At 71.3% G+C, this 19,741-nt stretch carries 27 protein-coding genes; 10 read left to right on the plus strand and 17 right to left on the minus strand.

What is annotated here, in order from left to right; translation table 11 throughout:
* Positions 1 to 102 precede the first annotated feature (102 nt).
* From ACFWP5_RS13250 to ACFWP5_RS13265, 4 genes are all read left to right on the plus strand, one after another.
* Positions 103 to 915, plus strand: coding sequence for an AAA family ATPase (locus ACFWP5_RS13250; RefSeq protein WP_319132750.1), 813 nt, complete (start codon positions 103 to 105; stop codon positions 913 to 915).
* Complete coding sequence (locus ACFWP5_RS13255) at positions 912 to 1,409, plus strand: hypothetical protein (protein WP_384154543.1); 498 nt, start codon at positions 912 to 914, stop codon at positions 1,407 to 1,409. The genes ACFWP5_RS13250 and ACFWP5_RS13255 overlap by 4 nt, the downstream gene beginning before the upstream one ends.
* A 136-nt stretch (positions 1,410 to 1,545) precedes the next feature.
* A complete protein-coding gene (locus tag ACFWP5_RS13260; protein ID WP_384154545.1) occupies positions 1,546 to 1,929 on the plus strand; it encodes a hypothetical protein in 384 nt (127 codons plus the stop codon).
* Entirely contained in the window at positions 1,929 to 3,161 is a 1,233-nt protein-coding gene (locus ACFWP5_RS13265; RefSeq protein WP_384154547.1) for a hypothetical protein, read from the plus strand. Before ACFWP5_RS13260 ends, ACFWP5_RS13265 begins: the two co-directional genes overlap by 1 nt.
* A gap of 178 nt (positions 3,162 to 3,339) precedes the next feature.
* Here the strand turns inward: ACFWP5_RS13265 and ACFWP5_RS13270 are convergent, their stop codons facing one another.
* On the minus strand, positions 3,340 to 3,744 hold the full coding sequence (locus ACFWP5_RS13270; protein ID WP_384154549.1) for a restriction endonuclease: 405 nt from the start codon (positions 3,742 to 3,744) through the stop codon (positions 3,340 to 3,342).
* A complete protein-coding gene (locus ACFWP5_RS13275) occupies positions 3,741 to 4,205 on the minus strand; it encodes a hypothetical protein (protein ID WP_384154551.1) in 465 nt (154 codons plus the stop codon). Before ACFWP5_RS13275 ends, ACFWP5_RS13270 begins: the two co-directional genes overlap by 4 nt.
* 78 nt (positions 4,206 to 4,283) lie before the next feature.
* Here ACFWP5_RS13275 and ACFWP5_RS13280 point away from each other — a divergent pair, with 78 nt between their 5' ends.
* Both ACFWP5_RS13280 and ACFWP5_RS13285 read left to right on the plus strand, forming a co-directional pair.
* A complete protein-coding gene (locus ACFWP5_RS13280) occupies positions 4,284 to 5,522 on the plus strand; it encodes a helix-turn-helix domain-containing protein (RefSeq protein ID WP_384154553.1) in 1,239 nt (412 codons plus the stop codon).
* Positions 5,523 to 5,524: 2 nt separating this feature from the next.
* Entirely contained in the window at positions 5,525 to 6,061 is a 537-nt protein-coding gene (locus ACFWP5_RS13285; RefSeq protein ID WP_384154555.1) for a flavoprotein, read from the plus strand.
* Positions 6,062 to 6,172: 111 nt separating this feature from the next.
* Here ACFWP5_RS13285 and ACFWP5_RS13290 read toward each other — a convergent pair whose 3' ends face one another.
* From ACFWP5_RS13290 to ACFWP5_RS13335, 10 genes are all read right to left on the minus strand, one after another.
* Positions 6,173 to 6,469 (minus strand): hypothetical protein, encoded by a 297-nt coding sequence (locus tag ACFWP5_RS13290; RefSeq protein ID WP_384154557.1) that lies wholly within the window; start codon positions 6,467 to 6,469, stop codon positions 6,173 to 6,175.
* A complete protein-coding gene (locus ACFWP5_RS13295) occupies positions 6,466 to 7,179 on the minus strand; it encodes a hypothetical protein (protein ID WP_384154559.1) in 714 nt (237 codons plus the stop codon). The genes ACFWP5_RS13290 and ACFWP5_RS13295 overlap by 4 nt, the downstream gene beginning before the upstream one ends.
* A gap of 90 nt (positions 7,180 to 7,269) precedes the next feature.
* Positions 7,270 to 7,749, minus strand: a complete 480-nt coding sequence (locus ACFWP5_RS13300) for a transcriptional regulator (RefSeq protein WP_384154561.1) — start codon at positions 7,747 to 7,749, stop codon at positions 7,270 to 7,272.
* A gap of 101 nt (positions 7,750 to 7,850) precedes the next feature.
* Positions 7,851 to 8,336 (minus strand): hypothetical protein, encoded by a 486-nt coding sequence (locus ACFWP5_RS13305; RefSeq protein WP_366768233.1) that lies wholly within the window; start codon positions 8,334 to 8,336, stop codon positions 7,851 to 7,853.
* A gap of 61 nt (positions 8,337 to 8,397) precedes the next feature.
* Positions 8,398 to 8,586, minus strand: coding sequence for a hypothetical protein (locus ACFWP5_RS13310; RefSeq protein ID WP_384154564.1), 189 nt, complete (start codon positions 8,584 to 8,586; stop codon positions 8,398 to 8,400).
* Positions 8,587 to 8,909: 323 nt separating this feature from the next.
* On the minus strand, positions 8,910 to 9,410 hold the full coding sequence (locus ACFWP5_RS13315) for a hypothetical protein (protein ID WP_384154566.1): 501 nt from the start codon (positions 9,408 to 9,410) through the stop codon (positions 8,910 to 8,912).
* A 37-nt stretch (positions 9,411 to 9,447) separates the two neighbouring features.
* Positions 9,448 to 9,804 carry a hypothetical protein gene (locus tag ACFWP5_RS13320; protein ID WP_384154568.1) on the minus strand — a complete coding sequence of 119 codons (357 nt, stop codon included), beginning with the start codon at positions 9,802 to 9,804 and terminating at the stop codon, positions 9,448 to 9,450.
* 44 nt (positions 9,805 to 9,848) lie between these two features.
* On the minus strand, positions 9,849 to 10,325 hold the full coding sequence (locus tag ACFWP5_RS13325) for a hypothetical protein (protein ID WP_384154570.1): 477 nt from the start codon (positions 10,323 to 10,325) through the stop codon (positions 9,849 to 9,851).
* Between the two features lie 432 nt (positions 10,326 to 10,757).
* Positions 10,758 to 11,066: a hypothetical protein gene (locus ACFWP5_RS13330; protein ID WP_384154572.1), complete on the minus strand. Its 309-nt coding sequence runs from the start codon at positions 11,064 to 11,066 to the stop codon at positions 10,758 to 10,760.
* Between the two features lie 1,267 nt (positions 11,067 to 12,333).
* The gene (locus ACFWP5_RS13335) at positions 12,334 to 12,864 is read right to left on the minus strand and encodes a hypothetical protein (RefSeq protein WP_384154574.1); all 531 of its coding nucleotides are present in this window, start codon (positions 12,862 to 12,864) and stop codon (positions 12,334 to 12,336) included.
* 189 nt (positions 12,865 to 13,053) lie between these two features.
* Here ACFWP5_RS13335 and ACFWP5_RS13340 point away from each other — a divergent pair, with 189 nt between their 5' ends.
* Positions 13,054 to 13,428: a hypothetical protein gene (locus ACFWP5_RS13340; protein WP_384154576.1), complete on the plus strand. Its 375-nt coding sequence runs from the start codon at positions 13,054 to 13,056 to the stop codon at positions 13,426 to 13,428.
* 489 nt (positions 13,429 to 13,917) lie between these two features.
* Here the strand turns inward: ACFWP5_RS13340 and ACFWP5_RS13345 are convergent, their stop codons facing one another.
* Positions 13,918 to 14,244 (minus strand): GntR family transcriptional regulator, encoded by a 327-nt coding sequence (locus tag ACFWP5_RS13345; RefSeq protein WP_384154578.1) that lies wholly within the window; start codon positions 14,242 to 14,244, stop codon positions 13,918 to 13,920.
* A 252-nt stretch (positions 14,245 to 14,496) separates the two neighbouring features.
* On the opposite strand from ACFWP5_RS13345, the gene ACFWP5_RS13350 reads away from it, so the two are divergent.
* From ACFWP5_RS13350 to ACFWP5_RS13360, 3 genes are all read left to right on the plus strand, one after another.
* Positions 14,497 to 14,781 (plus strand): DUF6372 family protein, encoded by a 285-nt coding sequence (locus tag ACFWP5_RS13350; RefSeq protein WP_384154580.1) that lies wholly within the window; start codon positions 14,497 to 14,499, stop codon positions 14,779 to 14,781.
* 36 nt (positions 14,782 to 14,817) lie between these two features.
* Positions 14,818 to 15,024, plus strand: a complete 207-nt coding sequence (locus tag ACFWP5_RS13355) for a hypothetical protein (protein WP_384154582.1) — start codon at positions 14,818 to 14,820, stop codon at positions 15,022 to 15,024.
* A gap of 107 nt (positions 15,025 to 15,131) precedes the next feature.
* Positions 15,132 to 15,617, plus strand: coding sequence for a hypothetical protein (locus tag ACFWP5_RS13360; RefSeq protein WP_384154584.1), 486 nt, complete (start codon positions 15,132 to 15,134; stop codon positions 15,615 to 15,617).
* 201 nt (positions 15,618 to 15,818) lie between these two features.
* Here ACFWP5_RS13360 and ACFWP5_RS13365 read toward each other — a convergent pair whose 3' ends face one another.
* From ACFWP5_RS13365 to ACFWP5_RS13380, 4 genes are all read right to left on the minus strand, one after another.
* A complete protein-coding gene (locus ACFWP5_RS13365) occupies positions 15,819 to 17,198 on the minus strand; it encodes a hypothetical protein (RefSeq protein ID WP_384154586.1) in 1,380 nt (459 codons plus the stop codon).
* Positions 17,199 to 17,638: 440 nt separating this feature from the next.
* On the minus strand, positions 17,639 to 17,959 hold the full coding sequence (locus ACFWP5_RS13370; RefSeq protein WP_384154588.1) for a hypothetical protein: 321 nt from the start codon (positions 17,957 to 17,959) through the stop codon (positions 17,639 to 17,641).
* A gap of 56 nt (positions 17,960 to 18,015) precedes the next feature.
* Positions 18,016 to 18,576, minus strand: coding sequence for a UTRA domain-containing protein (locus tag ACFWP5_RS13375; RefSeq protein WP_384154590.1), 561 nt, complete (start codon positions 18,574 to 18,576; stop codon positions 18,016 to 18,018).
* A 63-nt stretch (positions 18,577 to 18,639) separates the two neighbouring features.
* Positions 18,640 to 19,434 (minus strand): GntR family transcriptional regulator, encoded by a 795-nt coding sequence (locus ACFWP5_RS13380; protein WP_384154592.1) that lies wholly within the window; start codon positions 19,432 to 19,434, stop codon positions 18,640 to 18,642.
* Between the last annotated feature and the right edge of the window lie 307 nt (positions 19,435 to 19,741).

Consider the following 19,741-nt stretch of genomic DNA (forward strand, 5'->3'; position numbering starts at 1 on the left):
GGTTCCGCTACGAGGAGATGCCGGGCGACTGCCAGACTGCCGAAGTCACAGACTCCGGGGATACCGGAGTCACAGAGTCACGGACCGAGAAAGGAGAGGCCCATGCCGCAGCGCAAGAACAAGCGTGTCGCCGCCGGCAGCAACAAAGGCGGCGTCGGCAAGACCGGCTGGGTGGAGATGGTCGCGGCCGCGCTCGCCGAGATGAACCGCAAGGTCCTGGTGGTCGACGTCGACCCGCAAGCGAACCTCTCGCGCAGGATGGGGCGCCCCTACCGCAAGGAACAGCCGATCGTCACGATCTCCGAGGTCGTGAAGTCCGGCGAGACCGGGTGCGCCGCCGACGCGATCGTCCCGTGCGGGTGGGGCGGCATCTACGCCGAGCAGATCGACATCATTCCCAGCCGGTTCGACCTGGAGAACCGCATCTCCGAGGCCGCCGTGATCGGCTCACGCGGGCGCCTGGCCCGCGCCCTTGAAGGAGTCGACGACGACTACGACTTCACGCTGTTCGACTGCCAGCCCTCCCTGGGGCACCTCACCCAGCTCGCCCTGGCGGCCGCCGACTACGGCGTCGGCCTGGTCGAGCCGGAGTACGACGGCGTCGAGGGCGCGACCCGCTTCCGGGACTTCATCCTTGACGAGATCAACCGGAAGGAGATGGGCAACCTGGACCTCCGGTTCGCGGCCGCCATCCCCTCGCTGGTCGACGGCCGTCTCGCCGGGCACGCCCACCACCTCGGGACACTCTCGGGCATCTTCGGCGAGGGGATGGTCTGGGAGCCGATCCCGCTGCGGTCCGTGGTGAAGGACGCCGCCGACGAGGCCCAGCCGCTTTCTGCCCAGGGCAGTCGTGGAACCGAGATGCGCGAGGTCTACAAGGCCTCCGCCGAACGCATGATCAAGGAGTTTGTGTGACACCGCCGAGGACCCGGTCCGTGGTCTCCCCCGATTCCGGCATAGGAGCAGGGCGCACGCCACTGACGCCTACTGTCGAGCCCATCCTCGGTGAGGGTGAGCAGGGCGCCGGGTCCGGGGCCGCCGGGTCGCCGGAGCCGCACCGCTCCGGCGACCCGAAGTGGGCGACGCTGGAGCGCAAGGAGGCCCGACTGCGGTCCGACCAGCTCACGGACCTTGCCGATCTCCGGCGGCATCTGGGTGCCCACCGCCGGGACCGCTCGGAGATCATCACCGACAACACCTTGATCCGCGTTGCCGTCGACCTGCTGTTGCAGGGACACGCCCACCGGCTCCACGGCGACACGGAGGAAGCCCTGTTGGCCTCCGTGCTGCCGCGGCGCCGGGCCGTCGCCGCGGCGGAGGAACCTGCCCCGGAGAAGGCCGAGGAGGCCAGCACGAGGAGGGGCCGCCGGTCCAGCGCGGGGAAGGTCGAGCGGGGTCAGACTCCGTAAGTCCGGCACTCCCAGAGTCTGTAATTCGGCCAACGGGCGCGGTTCTCGCCAACCGCGCCCGTTCCGTTGTCTCGACACAACGGAACCCCGCTAGGATGCCGCCGTTCGTTGTTCTGGCACAACGGAAGGAATCCGGGTGGACAACGTCGACATGATTGCCGAGCAGATCGCCGATCTGATCCGGCGGGCGAACGCCGAGGAGACGACTCCGACCGAGCGCGTGCAGCTGCTCGCGCAGGCGGTCGGCCTCACGGTCGACCCGCTGCACCAGCTCGAACTGATGATGCTCGTCGCCGACACGGCAGGCCGGGCCGCGCACGACGCCGCCGGCCGCGCCCTGCGCGGCGAGGGCCGCCCGGGGGGCAAGGCTGCGACCTGGACGGAGATCGGCGGTGCGGCCGACCTGTCGAAGGACACCGCCTTCCGGCAGTTCCACGGCGGCGACGCGCTCTCGTGGTCACCGGCGGCCCGCGGCGTCCGGCAGGCCGTACGACGGCCCGTTTCCGGGGAGGCCAGCTGATGACCGTCGACCTGAGCCTCACGGGGGCCGACCTGCTGCGCGCGGCCGCCGCCGAGGTCTGCTCGTGGGAGGAGGAGATCTCCGAGGCCCGCGGCCGCCAAGTGCGGTGGGTGGCGGGCGAGTACGGCCGGGCCCTCGCCCACGCCGACCACCCGCTCGACAGCGAAGCCGAAGCCCGCACCCTGTTCCGCCGGGCCGCCGTCGACGCCTACCTGGACCTCGCCGCCCGTGGCGAGCTGCGGGCCCGCGCGGTGGACAAGAAGAGGGCGAGCACCGACAACTCGCGGCAGACCCGGATCGAGGTCCTGGCGCTGCTCGCGAAGGCGGCCGGGGTGTACGCCGACCTGCCGCCGCAGCCCGATCCCGCCCGCAAGCAGCCCGTGCCCCCGCGGGCCCGCTCCCTGCTGCGGACCTCCCTGGAGGAGATCGCCGACCGGGGCGACGCCCTGCCCGGGCAGATCCGGATGCTCGCCCTCGGTGCGACGGCCGTCGACACCGGGGCCCGCTCCGGTGAACTGTGCGCGTGCCGGATCGAGGACCTCGCCCCCTCGCTCGACAAGGCCCGGATCGTGCGCAGGCCGCAGGGATGGAGCGAGGCGGAGGCCTACGTCGAACTGATCGACCTGTCCAGCCTCTCCCGGACCGCGCTGCGCCGGTGGCTCGTCGAACGGCACGCACTGCTGGAGCGGGTCCAGGGCACCACCACGGCCCTGTGGGTGGGACTGCGTGCCAACCACCGCGGCGACTACACGGTCCCGCCCGGCACGCCCCTGGAGCCGCGCGGGCTGTACCGGGCCTGGACCCGGGCCGTCGACCAGACCAACCAGCAGATGGCCGGCGAGCCCTCGTGGGTGCCGCTACCCACCCGCATGGAACAGCTGCGCCGCGGGGTCAGCCCGAAGGCCTCCCCGGCTCCCCGCCAGCCGGACGCCGAACAGGCCGTCGTCCTCCTGGACGACGTCACCGAGTGCGGACGCGCCCTTGCAGAGTCGCGCCGCTCCGGCGAACCGGACACCGACGCCGAACTCGAAGCACGCCTCGCCTGCCGCAAAGCCGTCCGGGCGGCGTGGGCCGAAGGGATCGAGCATGCGATGCAGCTCTCCGCGCTCACCGAGGCGGGCCTGACCGAGACCGCCGACCTGGCGGCCGCCGGATGGGAGCCCGCACTGCTCGCCGCGATCGAGCGTGCGATGGGGTGGGGGCGCCCCTCGAAGTCCAAGGCCGCCGTCTGACCTGCGCCCGCGTTGTCTGAGTCCCGGAGTCTGTGACTCCGGGACTCACGTATTTCGGCCCCACGACGCCGAGGCGGACGCGGACATGGAGAAGCCCCCGGCGGTGCTCGGTGCAGGAGCAGCCGCCGGGGGCTTCGTGCGTCGCCCGGGCCCACGGGGGGAGGCGCCGGGAGACGGCTCAGGGGGCCGCGGCCGCCGACTCGTCGACAGGCACGGCAGCTTCGAGCCGGTCCAGCCGCTCGTACAGCGCGCGGATCAGCCGGGCCCGGTTGTGCACCCGGTTCAGGCTCGTGCACGGCTGCGACAGGCGTCCGTCGGCCTCTTGCAGGATCAGCTCAGCGAACAGGCGGCGGCCGTCGTCCTCGGGCAGCCGGTCCGCGCGGATGCGCACCGTGTCGGCGACCACCCGCGCCGCCCCGGCGAGCAGGTGGCCGATCGCCACGACGTCGGCGGCCGGGACGTCCGACGGGGAGGACCACGCCAGCGCCGTGCGCACCACCTGCTCGTGCACCGTGCGGTCGGGCGGCAGTTCCGCCGTGAGGCGGCCCTCCGGGTCGAACAGGACGTGGTGGGTGCTGGTCATGAGGTGGCCGCCTCCTGCTGGTCGCGGGCCAGGGCTCGCAGATGGTGGGTGAGTCGGTCGGGGCGGATCAGCGGCGGGGCGCTCTCGTGCGGCGGGCTGACCCAGTGCGCCACCGGGCTGCCGTGCTGGCCGGCGGGCATCAAGAGCTGGAAGCCGTCACTGAGGACGCGCACGCCGGGCAGACCAGCGGCCGCCCCGCCGGTGCCCGGCGGCACCAGGACGTACAGCTGGTCGCGCAGGTGGTCGGCGAGCACCGGGTAGCCCCGGCGCGGGCCCACGCGCATGGCGACCAGCGCGTCCAGACCGTGTGATATCGGGGAGATGGCCACCGCGTCCCAGGTCCGGCCGCACGCCACCCATTGAGTGCGGTCGTCGCCGCGCACCCACTGCGCACGGAGCCGTTCGGAAGGCTGTGCGAGCCGGTGCCACGTTGGGCTGGAGGGCTTGGCGGACTTGGCCATATCTGGACCGTACGGGCGGTATACACGACGTAGCCCACACGAAGTGTGTGGGTCATCGACTCCGTCTCGGAGCGCCTTATGGACCGCATCCAGTTCGGTCGTCGCGTCGCCCACTGGCGAGGCCGCCGCCGCTTATCCCAGCAGGAGTTCGCCTCCCTGATGCAGCGCTCCCTGCGCTGGGTCGAGGAGCTGGAGGGCGGGCGCCGCCAGGCCGACCCGAACCTGTCGGTGGTCACCGAGATCGCCTCCCGGCTGAACGTCACGGTGGACCGGCTGTTGTACGACCCGGTCGTCCTGTGCCCCGCCGAGAGTGAGATCGACGCGGTGCGCGCCGTCTTGCAGCGCCACGACATCATCACCGGCCGTACTGACGACTCCGGCGCCGACCCGGTGCCCGTCGCCGACCTGCGCCGCGCCCTGGTCCACGCCCGTACCGGGTTCCAGGCCGGGCACTTCGCCCGGCTCGGTGTGCAGATCCCGGCACTCCTGGTGGACGCCACGCGCGCCGTCGAGCGTCACCAGGGCGAGGACCTCCAGGAGGCGTACCGGCTGCTGTCGCTGTCCCTGGAGCTGACCGAGGCGGCCGCCATCAAGTGGGGCGACACCGAACTCGCCGTCGTGGCCGGGCACCGCGCGGTCGCGGCCGCCGAACGGTCCGAGGACGCCGTGATCAAGGCCAGTGCCGCCCGGCACCTCACGGACGCGATGACCAGCCACGGCCAGGCGGCGGCCGCGGTCGCCTTCGCCACGGCGGCCGCCGAACGCCTGCGTCCTGAGCTGGTACAGCGCGGATCGCTGGGGCTGAGCGTGCTCGGCATGCTGTTCCTCAAGGCCGCGCTCGCCCAGGCCGCCGTCGCCGAGGCGGACGACCGCAGCCCCGACGCGGCCGCCCGGGCGGTCCCCCTCTACCTGGACCAGGCCGACGAGCACGCCGCCCGGATCGGCACAGACGGCAACGAGCTGTGGACGTCGTTCGGGACGACGAACTGCGCGCTGTACCGGGTCGCGGCCCACGTCCAGCTCTCCGCCGGCGTCGACGCCGTGGCGGTCGCTGCGGGCATCCCCGCCGAGGCCCTGGACGCCCTGCCCCGCGAGCGCCGCGCCCACCTGCTCACCGACCGGGCGTTGGGCGAGACCCAGGCCGGGATGCGCGAGAAGGCCGTCGACACGCTGCTGGAGGCCGAAGCCCTCGCCCCCGAGGAGGTGGTCTGCCGCCCCCGGACCAAGGAACTCGTCGAGAACCTGCGGCTGTTGGGCGCGGGGAGCGCCGAGGGGCGCTTGCACGGCCTCGCTGATCGCTGTGGACTCTCCCGGTGACCATGAACCGCACCCTGTACGTCATCGCCTGCGCCGCGCCTCCCGCCCGCCGCCTGTCCGTACCTATCAAGGCCGCCCAGCAGGCCGGATGGGACGTCTGCCTGATCCTCACCCCGTCCGCCCACCGGTGGCTCACCGAGGATGCCGAGGGCGAGATCGAGGCCCTGGAACGACTGACCGGCCATCCCGTCCGCCACCAGTACAAGCTCCCGTCGCAGCCCGACGTGCTGCCGCCGCCGGACGCGATGCTCGTCGCCCCGCTCACCAACAACACCCTGGCGAAGTGGGCGACGGCCGTCTCCGACACCCTCGCGCTCGGGCTGATCACCGAGGGCATCGCGCTCGTGCCGATCGTCGCCCTGCCGCACTTCAACGACGCCCAGGCCGCGCACCCGGCCGTCTCGAAGCACGTCGAGTTCCTGCGCGAGGCGGGTGTGACCGTGCTGCTCGGCGAGGGCGGGTTCACCCCGCACAAGCCCAAGCACGGTGACCTTGACGCCTATCCGTGGCAGGCCGCAATCGACGCTCTCCCGGCCTGACCGGCAAGAACCCGCCCGGAGTCCGCGAGTACCGGACTCCCGGAATGCCGGAGTGCGGCAGTCCCAGAGTCTGTGACTCCGGCACTGCCGCACTCCCGGCGCCGACCGCCGTCAGTCGAGGTCGTAGTCGTCCTCGGGCGGGTGCGGGCTGACGTGCCCGCAGTAGTGGCAGACCGCCCCGTCCGCAAGGTCGACGGTGGAACCGCAGCAGCGGGGGCACTCCCCCCGCTCCAGTACCGGCCCCGTACCGCGCACGCAGCCGGGGCACGCGTGGCCGGCGGCGTCGTCGAGGACCCAGCCCGCCGCCTCCAACGCGGTCTCGATCGGCCGTTCTTCGGGGAGGTCGTCGGGTTCGAGGTAGATGGCCAGGCAGCCGGAGGTGTCGCAGGTCGCGGCGTCACGGATCATCGGTCGTCGCCCTTCTGGCAGCCGAGGCCGCCGGTGGGGTCGTAGTTGGGGAACTCCTGACGGACCAGTGCGATCACCTCGTGCGGCGGGCGGGCCAGGAGCCCGGCCTCCTTCATGGCGGCGTTCGCCTCGTGCGCGGCGTTCGACAGCGTCTCCTGAGCCCCGGAGTGGAACGGGTCGGCGGCCGCGGCGGCCGTGGCCTGGTGGAGCCGGTAGAAGGCGCGGACCGCCTCACGGGTCGCGCCGTCCATGGCGGGGGCCTGGTCCTCCGTGCCGGTCTGCGCCACGGGCCGATCCTCCCGCGGGTCGAGGTGGTGGTGCTCCACTTCGGTCGGAATCCCGCGCCCGTTGAGGATCTCCGTCAGGGTGTCGCCCACCACCACGGCGCGGGGGCGGCCGCCGTCGTCGCCGATGAGAATCCGCAGCGTGAAGTTCGAGGCCGCGTTGAAGTCGAGCAGCGCCTTCGCCTGCCCCGCGGTCCGATGCAGCTTGGTGAACGCCATGCGGGAGGCCAGGACGTGCGTCACGACCTCCGGGTCCTTGCCGTCACGGCCCTTGAGGTGCTCCTGCTCGGTCGGGTCGTCGAAGTCCACGCCGCGTAAGTCGACCAGGAGCGCGCCGACCACGGTCTGGGGGACGCCGCGGTCGAAGTCGAACGTCTCGATGTGAATCCAGGGGAATTCGCTGGTGCTGTAGTCCTGCTCGCGCACGCTGTCTCCTTCTCGGGTTGGCCGCCGGTCTGCCCGACGGTCCTCCGCGCCGCTCCGCCCAAGGTGCGGGCGGAGCGGCACAGGGGGCCGTCAGACGGTCGCGATGAGGAGCGCGCCGATCAGGAGCCAGAAGTGGTGAAATGCCTGGTCAAGGGCGTAAGCGCCCGTGCCCAGATGCGCGGCGGGCTTGCCGCTGTGCGCCACCGGGGCGGCGGGGTGGTCACCGGTGCCGAGGGTGTAGAACTCGGTCTTGTTGCACTTGTGGGCCAAGCGACGGAGAGTCGTCCGGCGGTCCGCCCACCAGTGGGTTCCTGCGTCGATGCCGAGTCCCAGCACCAAGCCCAGCGCGGTGACGGGCAGCTGGAGGGCGACGACGACCAGGGCGAGGAGGATGCCCTTGGTCAGGGTCAAGCCCACGACGTGGCGGGTGCAGGCCAGGCGGCCCTTCCAGCCGGGCAGGCCCTTGTCGGCGGCCTGGCACGAGCTTTGGACCCAGTGGTCCCCGACGGAGTGCGCCACGTACAGCGCGGCGAAGACGGCGGCGAACACGGCGGCGGCAGTCTCGTTCATGATGGTGAGATCTCCTGTCCTGACTGGATGGGGGTTGAGCCCGGGGGGCGGACCGCTCTTGCTGGCCGGCGGACCGGCCCGCCCTCCCGGGTGTGGGGCTGCTACTGGCTGTCGCTGTCGTCCTGCGAGGCCTCGCCGCGGGGCGCGGGGGCGCCGAAGGCCCATTGCTCCCACTGCGCGGACTGAGCCCGGCGGGGGCCCGGGCTGCTGATCGCCTTGAGGCGGTCCTGCGCCGTACTGCGCGAGACGTCCATGGCACGGCCCAGCTGAGCAAGGCTGCCGCCGCTGCTGTTGTGGGCCTTGATCACCGCGTCCCTGACGCCCTGCAAGCGGGGCAGGAGGCACCGGTCGAGGTCGTTGACCGCGGTGTACCAGGTGTCCGGTCCGGCGACGTCGCGGTCGGCGGCCGGGTTGATGGTGCGCAGCAGGGCCATGGCCGACAGGGCGGTGTGCAGCCAGTCGACCAGGTCGCGGGCATCCACCCCGAGCGCCTTCTTCTGCTCGGGGGTCAGGCTGATGACGAAGTCACCGCCGCCGAGCCGGGACTCGGCGGCCGGGACGAAGCTGATCGGGTCCTTGTCGTTCATGCGGTGGGTTCTCCTCGGGTTGTCGTGCGGTTCGCGGCCACCTGCGGACGCCGTGGACTGGCTAGCGGTCGGCGACGACCCAGCCCTGGCCGGGCCGCTTGCGGATCATTCCGCCGGGGGTGTGCAGCTGGCCCATGCCCTCACCCAGTCCGAGAGCGTCGATCTCGGCGAGGAGTGCGGCGGCCTGTTCGGCGAGTTCGCGAGCCTGGGCCTCACGCTGGCGAAGTTCCTCGGGGGTTCCGGTGAACATCGGCTTCTCCTCTGTCGGCGGGGGCCTTGCGGCCTGTGTACGAACTTCCGTACACCCATGACTGTACGGAGTTCCGTACACCCCTGCAAGGGGTGCAGCGAAGTTTCTTCGCGGCCGCGCGTCGAAAGGGCGCTGACCAGCGGTGGAGCGTGTGAAATTACGGAGTCCCGGAGTCACGGAATGCCGGAGTGCCGGAGTCTGGTACTCCGGCACTCCGGCCGTGTGTGCCCCGCCGGCGGCGGCCCGGGCCGGGCGGCTGAGGGAGCGAACAGAGCGGGGTGCCCCACACCGAACGTCGGTGTGGGGCACCCCGCGCAGGCCCGTCAGGCAGGCGTGCGGTCGAGCCCGCTGTCCGGGCCCGGCTCGGCACCGTCCAGACCGAGGATCACGGCGACCAGGTCGACCGGCGGCTTGGCCACCAGGCCTTGGGCGCGGGCGTCCGCGTAGAGGCGCTGGAACATGCGGTACGCGAGGGCCGCGCGCATGGTCTCGCCGGTCTCGGTGTCGGCGGCGTCGCGGCGGATCTGGTCCACCTCGGCGCGGATCTCGGCGAGCTGCTGCTGTGCCTCCTGCCGGGCCGTCTCCAGGGCCTGGTCCCGCTCTTTGCGGGCGGCATCCCGGTCGCGTTCGGCCTGGAAGCGGTCGGCGTGCGCCTGAGCGAGCTGCCGTAACTGCTGCTCGGCGAGGGTCTCGGCGCGGGTGGCGGAGTCCGTCGCGGTGGCGGCCTCGGTCTGCGCCCGGGTGAGGTCCTCGCGGGTGGTCTCCAGGGCGGCGCTGTCGGCCCGGAGGGCGTTCAGCGTGGTCGTACGGACGATGGCGATCATCAGGCGGTTTCCCCTTCTCGGTACTGCGTGGTGGTGGCTACAGCCAGCGGAACGCGTCGCGGACCTGGCCGGCGGCGGCGCTGAGGTTGTCGGCGTGCAGGCGGCCGTCGAACTCGAACGGGTCCTCCAGCTCGCTGGTGGCGGTGTCGGAGGCGGCGTCGAGGACGTCGGCGAACGCGTCGTGCACCCCGGCCTCCTTCAGGGCCTGGACGACGTCGTCGTGGTCGGTGCCGCGCCGGATGGCGTCGGCGAGCAGCCGCAGCGCGGCGGCCGCGGCCGGGGCGAGAGCCGCCAGGGCGAGAGCCGCCAGGGCCTCGTCGGCGCCGACGCCGTGGCGTTCGGCGGCCGTCTCGACAGCGGTGACGCGGGCGATCTCCTTCGACGGCTGCTCCATGGCGGCTGTTCTCCTTCCTGTTCGGCAGTCGGTGTCGGGCGGGGTCAGAGGCCGCGGACGTACTCGGCGGCGGCGTCCACGAACTGGTCGTGAGCGGTGAGGGCCGCGACCCGGGCGTCGTTGAGGACCTCGGCGGAGGTGTCCTGGTGACGCATCCCGAACGTGGCGTCGACCATCCGGTCCGCCGCGGCGCGCACGGTGGCGTCGGTGACGAGAATCCGCAGGGCGACCAGGGGAGCGGTCACCGCGGCGCGGGTCTCGTGGCTGCGGGTGCGCAGCTCCGCGTAGCGCTCCAGGTCGCCCTTGAACTTCGCGTCGCCGCGGCGCCACATCATCGAGCGGTGGGCGGACACGGCGGCCGCGAGGTCCTTGACGGCGTCCAGGTGCTCCTTGCGCAGCTCCCGCCGACGGCTCTCGGCCTCGCTGCGGTCGGTGACGCGCTCCTGGAGGCGACCGGTCACGATCGAGCCGAGCAGGGTGCTGATCACGGCGATCACCGAGGTGGCGAGAGCGACGATCATCGGATTCTCCTTCGGTTGCTGTACGGAACTTCGTACACCTAAGACTGTACGGACTTCCGTACACCCCTGCAAGAGGTGCAGGGAAGTTTCTTTCAACGACTGCCATCGTGCGACGTTGACCAGCAGATATGCAGCTCAAATAACAGAGTCCGTAAGTTCGGTAGTGCCGTACTCCGGCAGTTCCAGACTCCGTTATTCGCAACACAAGAGGGAGCCATCCGCCGGGCACCCGCAGCGACCGGGCCGCGGTACACGCATGAGCCCCGCGCCGGTCGGCGCGGGGCTCGGCGATCCGGCGGGCCAGCCCCACACCGTGGCCGCCGCTGCGCAGTTGAACGCGAGCGACGGCCACCCCGCGCCGTGGCAGCTGGCCGGGATCGCGGGCCCGCGGGGTTTGGCGCCCCCAGCCGTGGCCGGGAGCGCCGGGTTGTCCTACTTCCGCCTGGCAAGCACGTCGCCGATGGTCAGCCCGTTGACCATCAGGTGGGGCGCTTCCTCCTTGGCCCGCGCCAGCGCGGTGTCGTGGTCGAAGCCGTGCGCGTCCTCACCCCAGCGGCCGTCCTCGCCGAGGTACTCGCCCTTGTGGTGGATGGTCCAGGTGCCGTCACCGCGCCGCTGGACCTGGAGGGTGAAGTGCCGGCGGTCCTCGTGGTCTGCCGGGATCTCGGCGTCGACCACGGAGTACTTGGTGATCTCGACAGTCACGGTGTCGTTCGAGTTCTGAGAGGTGGTGTCACTCACGGGCTCTCTCCTTCGGTTGCTGTACGGAACTTCGTACACCTAAGACTGTACGGACTTCCGTACACCCCCTGCAAGAGGTGCAGGGAAGATTCTTTGCACCAGCCACCGGACAGGCCCTCTGAGCTGCATATTTATGCGTGAAATTACAGAGTCCGTGAGTCCGGGAGTAGTCCCGGAGTCCGTGACTGGCCGGTGCGCGGGCCGCCGGCGGGGACAGGTCGGCGGCCCGGCGGGGGAGGGCGGCGCCGCAACGGCCCGGCGGAACCCCTCGCCACACCCGCCACAGAAGACCGCCGAGAACGCGCCTGACGGGGGCCAGGAGCGCCGTTCCCGGCACGGAGGCCCGGGAGTGCCGATCAAGCCCTGAGAGCCGCACAGGACCGCTCAGGGTCGCGCCGACTCCCTCTCCTGGTTGCCGCCCGTAGGGCGTCCGCTGTCCCATCGGTGGAGTCGGGGGCGCCCGTGGCGCCCCCGGCGGAGCCGATTGGGCTGCGTTGAGTCGCCCCGGAGGGGCGTCCTATTTATGGGTTGACCTGCACGTACGCACTCAGGCCAGCCACCCACGGCGCGGGCCCGTCATCACCTCAGCCACGACGATGCCGTCACCCCAGCACCGGCGTTCACCCCAACGGGTGACGGGCCCGCGCCCCCCTCCTCTAACCCCTAACAGGCCCAGGCGCCCGAAAGCGGCGGTGCGCCGTCGCTCCGCTTGTCATGAGCCTGCGGCTTTCATCGGGGTTGCGGTCTTGACCTGCGCTTTCAGCGCCGGGGGGTCCCCTCCGGCAACGGCGGTGAGGGTGCCATGAGCCCCTGTACCGGGGGAGAGAGGGCCTACTAGAGCCGGGCGCATCGGCCTGTTAGGGGGACGAGAGGGGCGGATGCCCATCGAGGCCCGCCCGGTGCCGGGCTGGACTGCGGCCACCGGCCGCCGGGTGGATCTCTTCGGGGAGGGGCGAACTGTCTGGCGCCGTGGCGCCATGGGTCGCGGCGGAGCCGCCTCGCGCACGCTCACGCGCTACTACCGGTACCTAGCCCTCCGGGCGTCACCAGCGGCGCACGCGCCGCAAGGCGCTTTTTGTGTTCTGTCTCGTCTTCTGTAACCCCAGTCTTCTATAGGGACTCCCGCCTTCCCCGGGTCCCGGGAAAACCCGTTGTCGGGTCCCACCTGCGAAAACGAACCATTTACGCAGGTCAGGCCCGACAACCGAAAAACCGGGTGTCGGGCCTGACCTGGGAAAACGCTTCGATTAGGGGGCTGGGGGCGGATTCAGGGGGTCGGGACGTGCCACAGGTAGACGCCGCCGCGGGCCGCGGCGAAGGTGCCGTCCGAGGGCTCGGTCACCGGGTCGGTCCCGCCGGCGGACGAGGCACGCTGGACGCCATCCGGCAGGCCGTCGACGGCCACCGAGCCGACCAGGGACTCGTACGTGCCCGCGTCGCGCAGCGCCTCCAGCTCGTCGCGCGCCATCGAGGGCTCGCGGCCCTGACGGCGGGTGCCGCCGCCGACGATCCGCCCGTCCGGGGCGACCAGGTGCCAGGCCGCGGCCGCCGCCTCCAGGGGCGCCACGCACAGCGGCGAGGAGATGTCGAGGTGGCCGGCGGCGTCGCGGAAGACGACGACCATGCGCTTCAACGTGGCCTCGCGGCCGTCGCCCATCACGCTCTCCAGGAGGCTCAGGGCCCACCCTTCGACGCGGCTGACGAGGCCCGGCCCGCCGTCGTAGACGAAGACGGTGTCACCAGGGGCATACGGCCACTGCGTGGCGGCCGGGGTGGTGCTGGAGGTCTCGGAGGCCATCGGCTTCCTTCCGGTCGTTGAGGACTTCGGTGCGGGCCCGCGGGCCCGGAGCGTCAGCCGGGGATTCCCGCCCCCAGCTTCACACTGCTAATTCAATCAACTTATCCGGGAAGGGGCAAGAGGTCGTCGGGCGGTGCGGCATGATCAAGCGTGCGCAATGCGCACACCCCGGCCGGAAGGAGAACCACGGTGGCCGTCACCGTCACCCACCCCAGCGAGTGCCGAGCCGAGATCCGCTGGACGCGGCACGACGACCGGCACGGGCACCTCGCCCGCACGGTCGACTCCGGCGAACTCGCGCACGCTCTGCAAGCCCTGGGAGACGAGTACGGGGCCGGGTACGACCCGCACGAGCCCGCCGAGCAGGCCCTCGCCGCCGCCGCCCACACGACAGACCTCGCCCGGCTCCTGGAGGCCCGCGCCGCGGTCCTGGTCGTCCACCTCCGCGACGACCACAAGCTGTCCTGGCGCACGATCGCCAAGGCCGTCCACGGCGACCCGGAGAAGCAGTCCACCGTCCGCCGCCAGTACGACGCGGGCCACCGGCACATCGAGGGCGGTTGAGCGCGGCCGCCGCCTCGCGCGCGCACGCGCGTCCTGTGGTTTCTGTTCCTACATCAGGTAGGACCCCAGCCACGATGGTGATCAGCCACTACTTCCAGGGGGCTTGGTCCAATGGAAGGCCCCCTAGGGCCTGGAATGGTGCGCGAAGCGCAGGACCATGACCGGGGGATGGTCCAGCGCATCCAAGGCGCTGGCGCGGGGTGGCCGGGGGCGGCGTTAGCCCCCGGCAGTCGATGAGCGTGCGCAGCACACGATCTCTGTGTGGCTCACAGCTCTGTGTGCCTCAACCCCTCTATCTAGATCACCTCTATGTACTTTGCCCGTCATTTCTGACGGGGTCCCCCCGTCATTCCTGCTGGGGACCCCCCTGTCAAAGGTGACGGGGACCCCCCGTCAGATCTGATGGGGGGTCGGCGGCCGGGTCCGAAGACGGCAACAGGCCCCCGTCACCTTTGACAGGGGCCTGCGTGCTGGGCTGGAGCCTGCCGGTCAGGCGGACGCCGCCGGCGGGTAGAACTTCGTGACGTACAGGTTCGTGGTCTGCGCGCCGTTGTCCTTGTAGCGCGGCCGGACCTCCAGCGCCCCGACCTTCCGCAGCTCCCGCAGCGTCCGCTCGATCGTCGAGCGGGACACGCCGAACTCTTCCGCGAGCGTGTCGACGCCGGGGAAGGTCTCGTCGAGGCCGCCGTAGCGCGCACGCAGCCAGTCGTACAACCAGACATGCTTGGGAGCCGCCTTGATCACCCACTGGGGGGTCATCGAATAGCCCTGGGGCTGCTCGTGGATCAAGCCGTCTTTCGCCTGTTCAGGGGTCATGCGGGTACGCCTCTCCCGCCTCGGGACCCCGCGCAGGGTGCCCTGAAATCGGGAGCACCCCGTACAGTGGGACCGAAGCATCACAGCGAGCGGCCCCCTGGCGACCAAACCTTTGGGGCCGTTTCGCATTTCTTGATCCAACTTGTTACCCGCTGGATCGTACAGGTTTCATCACTCCGGGTGAGGCCTCGCCCCGGGTGAACCGTGCGCAACGCGCACACCCCGGCGGGCGGGACCGCTACCGTCTCCGACATGTCCGGCGAACCCGAGCACCCCGTGCTCTACCTGACGAAGACGTGGCTGTTCACGTGGGAACAGCACCGGCCCGGCGGCTGCCGCTGCGTGTGCGCCCTGTACCACCAGGGCTCGGGCACCTGCACCGCGGCCGCCGAGCCCGGGCACCTGCTGCGCGTGGTCACGCCCGGGGTCGAACAGCACAGCTCCCCGGCCGATATCACCGACGCCCTTCCGGTGTGCGGCCCCTGCTACACCGCTCTCGCGCCGCTCAGCACCCCGCCCGCATCGGCCGCCGAGTAGGCCAGCTTCCCCGCCCGGGCCTGCCAGGATGAGGCCGTGAGCACCACCCGCCGCCCCCTGGGCACCGGCCCTCAGCCCAGCCCCCTCGCGCAGGACACTGCCGTCACGCGGCCGGGCACCGTCGCCGACCGGGCCGCCGACCAGCCGCCGCCCGCCGTCGACGTCGACCGCCAGTTGGCACCACACGGCATACGGCGCCCGCTCGGACCAGGCCCGGACCGACCCGGCACCGGACTCCGGTAGTCCGGCACTCCCAGAGTCTCGGACTACCGGAGTCCGGCAGAGGAGCGCGCCGCGGCCGCCGGCGAACCCGGGGTGTCCCCGGCACTCCGGCCGTCGTTGGTCCGTGCGTGAGCCTCTACGACCTGCCCCGCCCCGCCGCCGTCCCGCCGGCCGCCCCCGCGACCACCGAGCCGATCCCCGGGCAGGAGGCCGCGCTGGAGACGGCTGCCGCGTCCGGGCGCCGGGCGGCCGACTGGCTGCGTTCCCTGCCCGGCCCGGTCGGGAACCCGATCGCGGGCGATCTGGCCGACGCCGTCCAGGAGGCGACGGCCGGTCTGGACCCGGCCGACTGCGACGACGTCGACCGGTACGGAGAAGGGGGAGTCCCCCAGGCGCTCCGGGAACGGCTGGACGTCGCGTACGGCCTGGCCACCGCCGAGCAGCTCTCCCCCGCGCACAAGGCGGTGATCGTGGCGGTGACCGGCTGCGTGCTTGCCATGCCGAAGGCCCTCGCCAACGACCCCATCACCGCCGTCGAGGAGGACCTGCCCGCGCTGTGCGCGATGCTCGACAGCACCGTCGGCGTCCTCGCGGCCGCCGCGTCGGACGTGTAGCCGGGCCGCCGCCGCCCGGGGCGGTCCTGCTCGAGGAACGACGCTCCGCGCCGTGCCTCGTGCATCCCTCACCGCCGCACGGTGTGCGCAACGCGCACGGCCAGGAGTACAGACTCCGGCAGTCCCGTACTCACAGAGTCCCGGACTCCGGACATGCCGAAGGGCCGTACCCCGGCGTGGGGTACGGCCGTCCGGCCGTGGTCAGGCGGTCTGCGAGTAGGCCAGCAGCTCCGGGTTCTCGCGGGCGATCTGCTCCTGGATACGGCGCCGTTCCTCCGCGTCGGCCCGCCGCTTCCGTTCCTCCGCCTCTTGGCGCTCACGCTCCTCAGCGGCCGTCTGCTCGCGTTCGGCGTGCTCGCGGTAGGCGTCCTCCACCAGCTCGATCCACTGCTCGCGGGCCAGCTGCTCCCGGCGGGCCTCCGCCTGCTCTAGCCGCTCGCGCGCAGACGCGACCGCGGCCGCCGCCTCCTGCTCGTCCTTCCGGCACGGACCGCACAGGCCGTCCTCGGGAGCCTCGATACCCGACTTGCCCAGCGTGTGGCAGCTGCGGCACTTCCACCGCCGCGGCGCCGGGGCGCCGTCGCCCTGGCCCTCGCCGGACCCGCCGCGCTGCGCGGGCACCGGGCCCTTGCGGTCTTCCTTGCGCTGCTCGCACACCCGGCACGGCACCTTGGTGTCCAGGACCACGCCGTCCTCACACATCGGGTCCGGGCAGTCCGTCGACGGACGCACCAGCGCCACCGCGACACCGATCGCCGACCCGATGCCCTTGCCGCCCGGCATCACGGCTTCCTCGTAGCCGTGCTTCCACCACCGGCGCTTCACCCGCTCAACCACGACGTCCACCGACCGCGAGTCCAGGGCCTCCAGGATCGCGTCCCGCAACACCGGCGGCCGGTACGACGGCAGTTGCAGTTCCTCCGGGAACGCCGTCTCCACCAGCTTCACCGCCGCGGCCTCAGCTTGCGTCAGCCGCCTGCCCGACTCCTTCTTCCCCGTCGGCTTCTTCGGCGCCGCCGACTTCCGGGGCGGCGTAGCCGGTGCCGCCGGCGCGGCGGCCCCACTCCCCTGATCCTCGCCACCACCACGGCGGCCCCGGCCGGTCTCTCCCGGCACGTCGAAGTCGACCTTCCGGCGCTCCGGCTTCGACTTCCGCTTGGCCTCCACCTTGGCGGAGTGCTTCGCCGCCCGCTCCCTCGCGGTCTTCGTCGGCGGCTCCAGCTTCGCGACCCGTACGTTGTCCTCCGCCGCGATGCTGGCCAGCAGCTCCTGGATCTCGTCGTCCGTGGCGGGTGTGTCGTACACCACGACCTCGGTCGACCACTGGTTGTCCCGCGCCCACTGGATCTTGACCTTGATGATGTACCGCGCGACCTGGAGCAGGCCCCAGGCACCGGCCAGCCCGTCCCGGCCGTAGCCGTACTTCTCCGCGATCTCCGGCAACGTGATCTCGTAGCCATCGCGGTGACGCAGAACCACGGTCAGCAGGCCCAGGGCCTCCAGATCAAGGCTGTTGGCGTCGTCGACGGTCTCATTGGGGACGGCCGCGAACCGTGGCGGCCGTCCTGAACGCTTCCTCAACGCGCACCCCCTCTCGGGGTGGCGGAGCCCGCCCCGGACACGGCGCTCGTGCCGGGCGGTCGAACAGTGGTGCGCATGGTGCTGGGGTCTCCCCTGGATATCGGGGAGCCGTACGACGGTGGATCATCACCAGATAGGAGTGACGCGGCGCACGCGTGGCTGTTTGGTGCGGCCAGGTCTGGCTATTCTGATATCGGTACCCGGGCCCTTGTGGTCTTGGCGCCCGGCGTTACCGCCGACGTACGACTCGGAGCAGGCATAGCGAGCGAGTCGACTCAGACGGCCGGACCTGGTGGCACAGGGACGGCCGTCGCGGCGTTTGCAGCCTTGTTTAAGAAGTCATGGCCCTATCTTCCCTTCTGATCTAGCTGCTCCAACGGGGGACACACCCTGTGAGTTGCGTCCGTCACCGCTGGTAGGGCCGACATAACTCGTAAAGGTCACAAAGAGGTCTCTGCGGCCCCGCGGGCCTGCACGAGGTAGGCCAAGGCGGTTCCGAGCTTTCCGTACGTCACCGACTCGTCGTCAACCCGTTTGATCCCTGCCATCTCCAGCGCGGCGCGGTTCAGCTGGGTGGTCACTGCTGCGGACGAGGCAACGCGGGCGTGTTCCTCCAGGGCCTCTACCACAGCGGACAACGTGGCGTTCTGCGGCAGCGGGCCCGGCCCGCCCCCCTCGGTGTAGGCGGGGAGCCAGCCGCCCTCGCCGAGGGCACCCTTCAGCTCGGCGAGGATCTCGGTGCTCGTGAGTCGTGCGGTCATACGGGAGTCCTTTGAGGGCGATGGGCCCCCGGCGGCGGCGGGGGCCCATCTGGTGATCAGGCCAGCGGGACGGCGTACCGCAGCTTCCAACCGCGTCCCAAGACGTGCTGGGTGACCTCTACGACCCGGCCGTCCTCGGTCGTGCCGACGTGCGTGATCGTGAGCACCAGTTCACCGGGGCGCAGGCCGAAAGCTTCGGCCTCCTCCTTGGTGGACGGCCGAAGGTCGACGTCCTCGGTGGCCTCGTCCCCCTGGTCGAATCCTGCCTCGCGCATCCGGCTGATGATGCCGCCAACGCCGGTGTCGATCTGCTCGATGCCAGCGGCCTCCGCCACGTCGATCGGGATGAAGGTGTCCGCCAGCTGGATCAGCCGGTCACCGTCGAACATCCGGCGGGCTCGGACGACGACCTCTCCCCGCTCCCCAAGCAGCTCGGCGACGTCGGCCGGAGCGGTGCCGCGCGACACCGTGACGTCGCTGCGCGGGGAGCCACCGCCGCGGCGCAGCTCACCCTCGTACGCGCCGTGCGCGCCGTTCTCTTCCCGCTGAGCCGTGCGGTAGCGGCTACGGGCGTCTCGGGTGATCAGGCCGTCAGCGCCGATCGTGTTGCTTGCCATGTGGGCTCTGCTCCTTGCTATCGGTGTCGTGTGTCTGGTTGCGCTGCGACGAGTGCAGCCGGTCTAGGCGCCGATCTTCCACTCGTACGAGAGGCGCCACTTCGTCCGGGGCATGACGTGGAGTCCAACCTCCACGGTCCGCCCGTCCTCCGTCAGGCCCTGGTGGGTGATCTCCAGGACCGCCTGATCGGTTGGGATGCCGAGGGCGTTCGCCTCCTCGGGGGAGGCGGGGCGCACCTCGATCTCTTCGCGCAACCGGACTTGCGCGTACCCGGCATCCGCGAGTCTGCTCTTGCTCCCGCCGGCGCCCGTGTTCTGCTGCTCCAGCTGTGGGCACGCATCTGCCACATCGGGCGGGAACCATGAGGTGGCGAGCTGGATGACCTCGGTCACCTCGGTGTCCTCCGCCAGGCCGACGGGCATGACGCGCTCCCGCTTCAAGGCCTTCGTCGCGTGGTGCAAGCCCAGCAGGGTGGCCACCCGCTTCGGCGGCCGCTCGCGAGCGATCACCGTCGGCAAGGGCTGGTAGATCAAGCCCAGACGGCGAATCTCCGCGTCGAACGCGCCGACCGCTCCCCCCTCGGATCGCGCGCTGGGCAGGTATCTGCCGGTGCCGTCGCGGAGGATCTTGCCAAGCAGGAGGCTGACGTACGTGCCCTTCCCGCGCCGCGAGAAGACGAGTCCCTGCGCCTGTAGGACGCCGTAGACCTCGCGTGCGGTCTGGTAGGCGATGCCTTCAGCCGCTTGCAGTTCGGGGACGCTCGGCAGCAGTGACCCGGGCGGGTAGATGCCCCGCTCGATCTTGCCCTGGATGCTCGCGGCAATCCGCTGCACCTTCGGGGGCTCCTTCTTGGTCACGGCTGTCTGGCCCTCGCTTTCGGTGTGGTTCTAGATCGACGCTGCCAGCATGACATGTCTAGTTGTCTTCCGGAAGTCGAGACACTGCCAATTCGTCTCTACGGGAAAAAAGAGCAGGTCAAAGGCAGTTCGACATGCCGGGTAACTAGACAGGTTGACAGCCGCCAAGTCCAGTGGGTTAATCGAAGCGCCCCGCCACTTAACTAGTCATCTGAGTGGGAGGAGGGGCGAGAAACCCGTGTGCTTCGTTCCTGGGGCACCGCCATGTCAAAAACGGGCCCCCCGGCCGCCTGGAAGCCAAGCCGGA

The organism is Streptomyces sp. NPDC058469, from assembly GCF_042721125.1.
Taxonomy (GTDB): Bacteria; Actinomycetota; Actinomycetes; order Streptomycetales; family Streptomycetaceae; genus Streptomyces.

What these genes read in the sequence shown, in the direction of transcription:
- ACFWP5_RS13275 (WP_384154551.1), bottom strand. Translation starts at nt 4,205, where the DNA reads ATGGCCAAGTCCGCCAAGCCCTCCAGCCCAACGTGGCACCGGCTCGCA.
- ACFWP5_RS13290 (WP_384154557.1), bottom strand. Translation starts at nt 6,469, where the DNA reads ATGATCCGTGACGCCGCGACCTGCGACACCTCCGGCTGCCTGGCCATC.
- ACFWP5_RS13345 (WP_384154578.1), bottom strand. Translation starts at nt 14,244, where the DNA reads ATGACCCCTGAACAGGCGAAAGACGGCTTGATCCACGAGCAGCCCCAG.
- ACFWP5_RS13335 (WP_384154574.1), bottom strand. Translation starts at nt 12,864, where the DNA reads ATGGCCTCCGAGACCTCCAGCACCACCCCGGCCGCCACGCAGTGGCCG.
- ACFWP5_RS13270 (WP_384154549.1), bottom strand. Translation starts at nt 3,744, where the DNA reads ATGACCAGCACCCACCACGTCCTGTTCGACCCGGAGGGCCGCCTCACG.
- ACFWP5_RS13320 (WP_384154568.1), bottom strand. Translation starts at nt 9,804, where the DNA reads ATGGAGCAGCCGTCGAAGGAGATCGCCCGCGTCACCGCTGTCGAGACG.
- ACFWP5_RS13350 (WP_384154580.1), top strand. Translation starts at nt 14,497, where the DNA reads ATGTCCGGCGAACCCGAGCACCCCGTGCTCTACCTGACGAAGACGTGG.
- ACFWP5_RS13280 (WP_384154553.1), top strand. Translation starts at nt 4,284, where the DNA reads ATGGACCGCATCCAGTTCGGTCGTCGCGTCGCCCACTGGCGAGGCCGC.
- ACFWP5_RS13265 (WP_384154547.1), top strand. Translation starts at nt 1,929, where the DNA reads ATGACCGTCGACCTGAGCCTCACGGGGGCCGACCTGCTGCGCGCGGCC.
- ACFWP5_RS13325 (WP_384154570.1), bottom strand. Translation starts at nt 10,325, where the DNA reads ATGATCGTCGCTCTCGCCACCTCGGTGATCGCCGTGATCAGCACCCTG.
- ACFWP5_RS13315 (WP_384154566.1), bottom strand. Translation starts at nt 9,410, where the DNA reads ATGATCGCCATCGTCCGTACGACCACGCTGAACGCCCTCCGGGCCGAC.
- ACFWP5_RS13305 (WP_366768233.1), bottom strand. Translation starts at nt 8,336, where the DNA reads ATGAACGACAAGGACCCGATCAGCTTCGTCCCGGCCGCCGAGTCCCGG.
- ACFWP5_RS13250 (WP_319132750.1), top strand. Translation starts at nt 103, where the DNA reads ATGCCGCAGCGCAAGAACAAGCGTGTCGCCGCCGGCAGCAACAAAGGC.
- ACFWP5_RS13310 (WP_384154564.1), bottom strand. Translation starts at nt 8,586, where the DNA reads ATGTTCACCGGAACCCCCGAGGAACTTCGCCAGCGTGAGGCCCAGGCT.
- ACFWP5_RS13370 (WP_384154588.1), bottom strand. Translation starts at nt 17,959, where the DNA reads ATGACCGCACGACTCACGAGCACCGAGATCCTCGCCGAGCTGAAGGGT.
- ACFWP5_RS13375 (WP_384154590.1), bottom strand. Translation starts at nt 18,576, where the DNA reads ATGGCAAGCAACACGATCGGCGCTGACGGCCTGATCACCCGAGACGCC.
- ACFWP5_RS13300 (WP_384154561.1), bottom strand. Translation starts at nt 7,749, where the DNA reads ATGAACGAGACTGCCGCCGCCGTGTTCGCCGCCGTCTTCGCCGCGCTG.
- ACFWP5_RS13285 (WP_384154555.1), top strand. Translation starts at nt 5,525, where the DNA reads ATGAACCGCACCCTGTACGTCATCGCCTGCGCCGCGCCTCCCGCCCGC.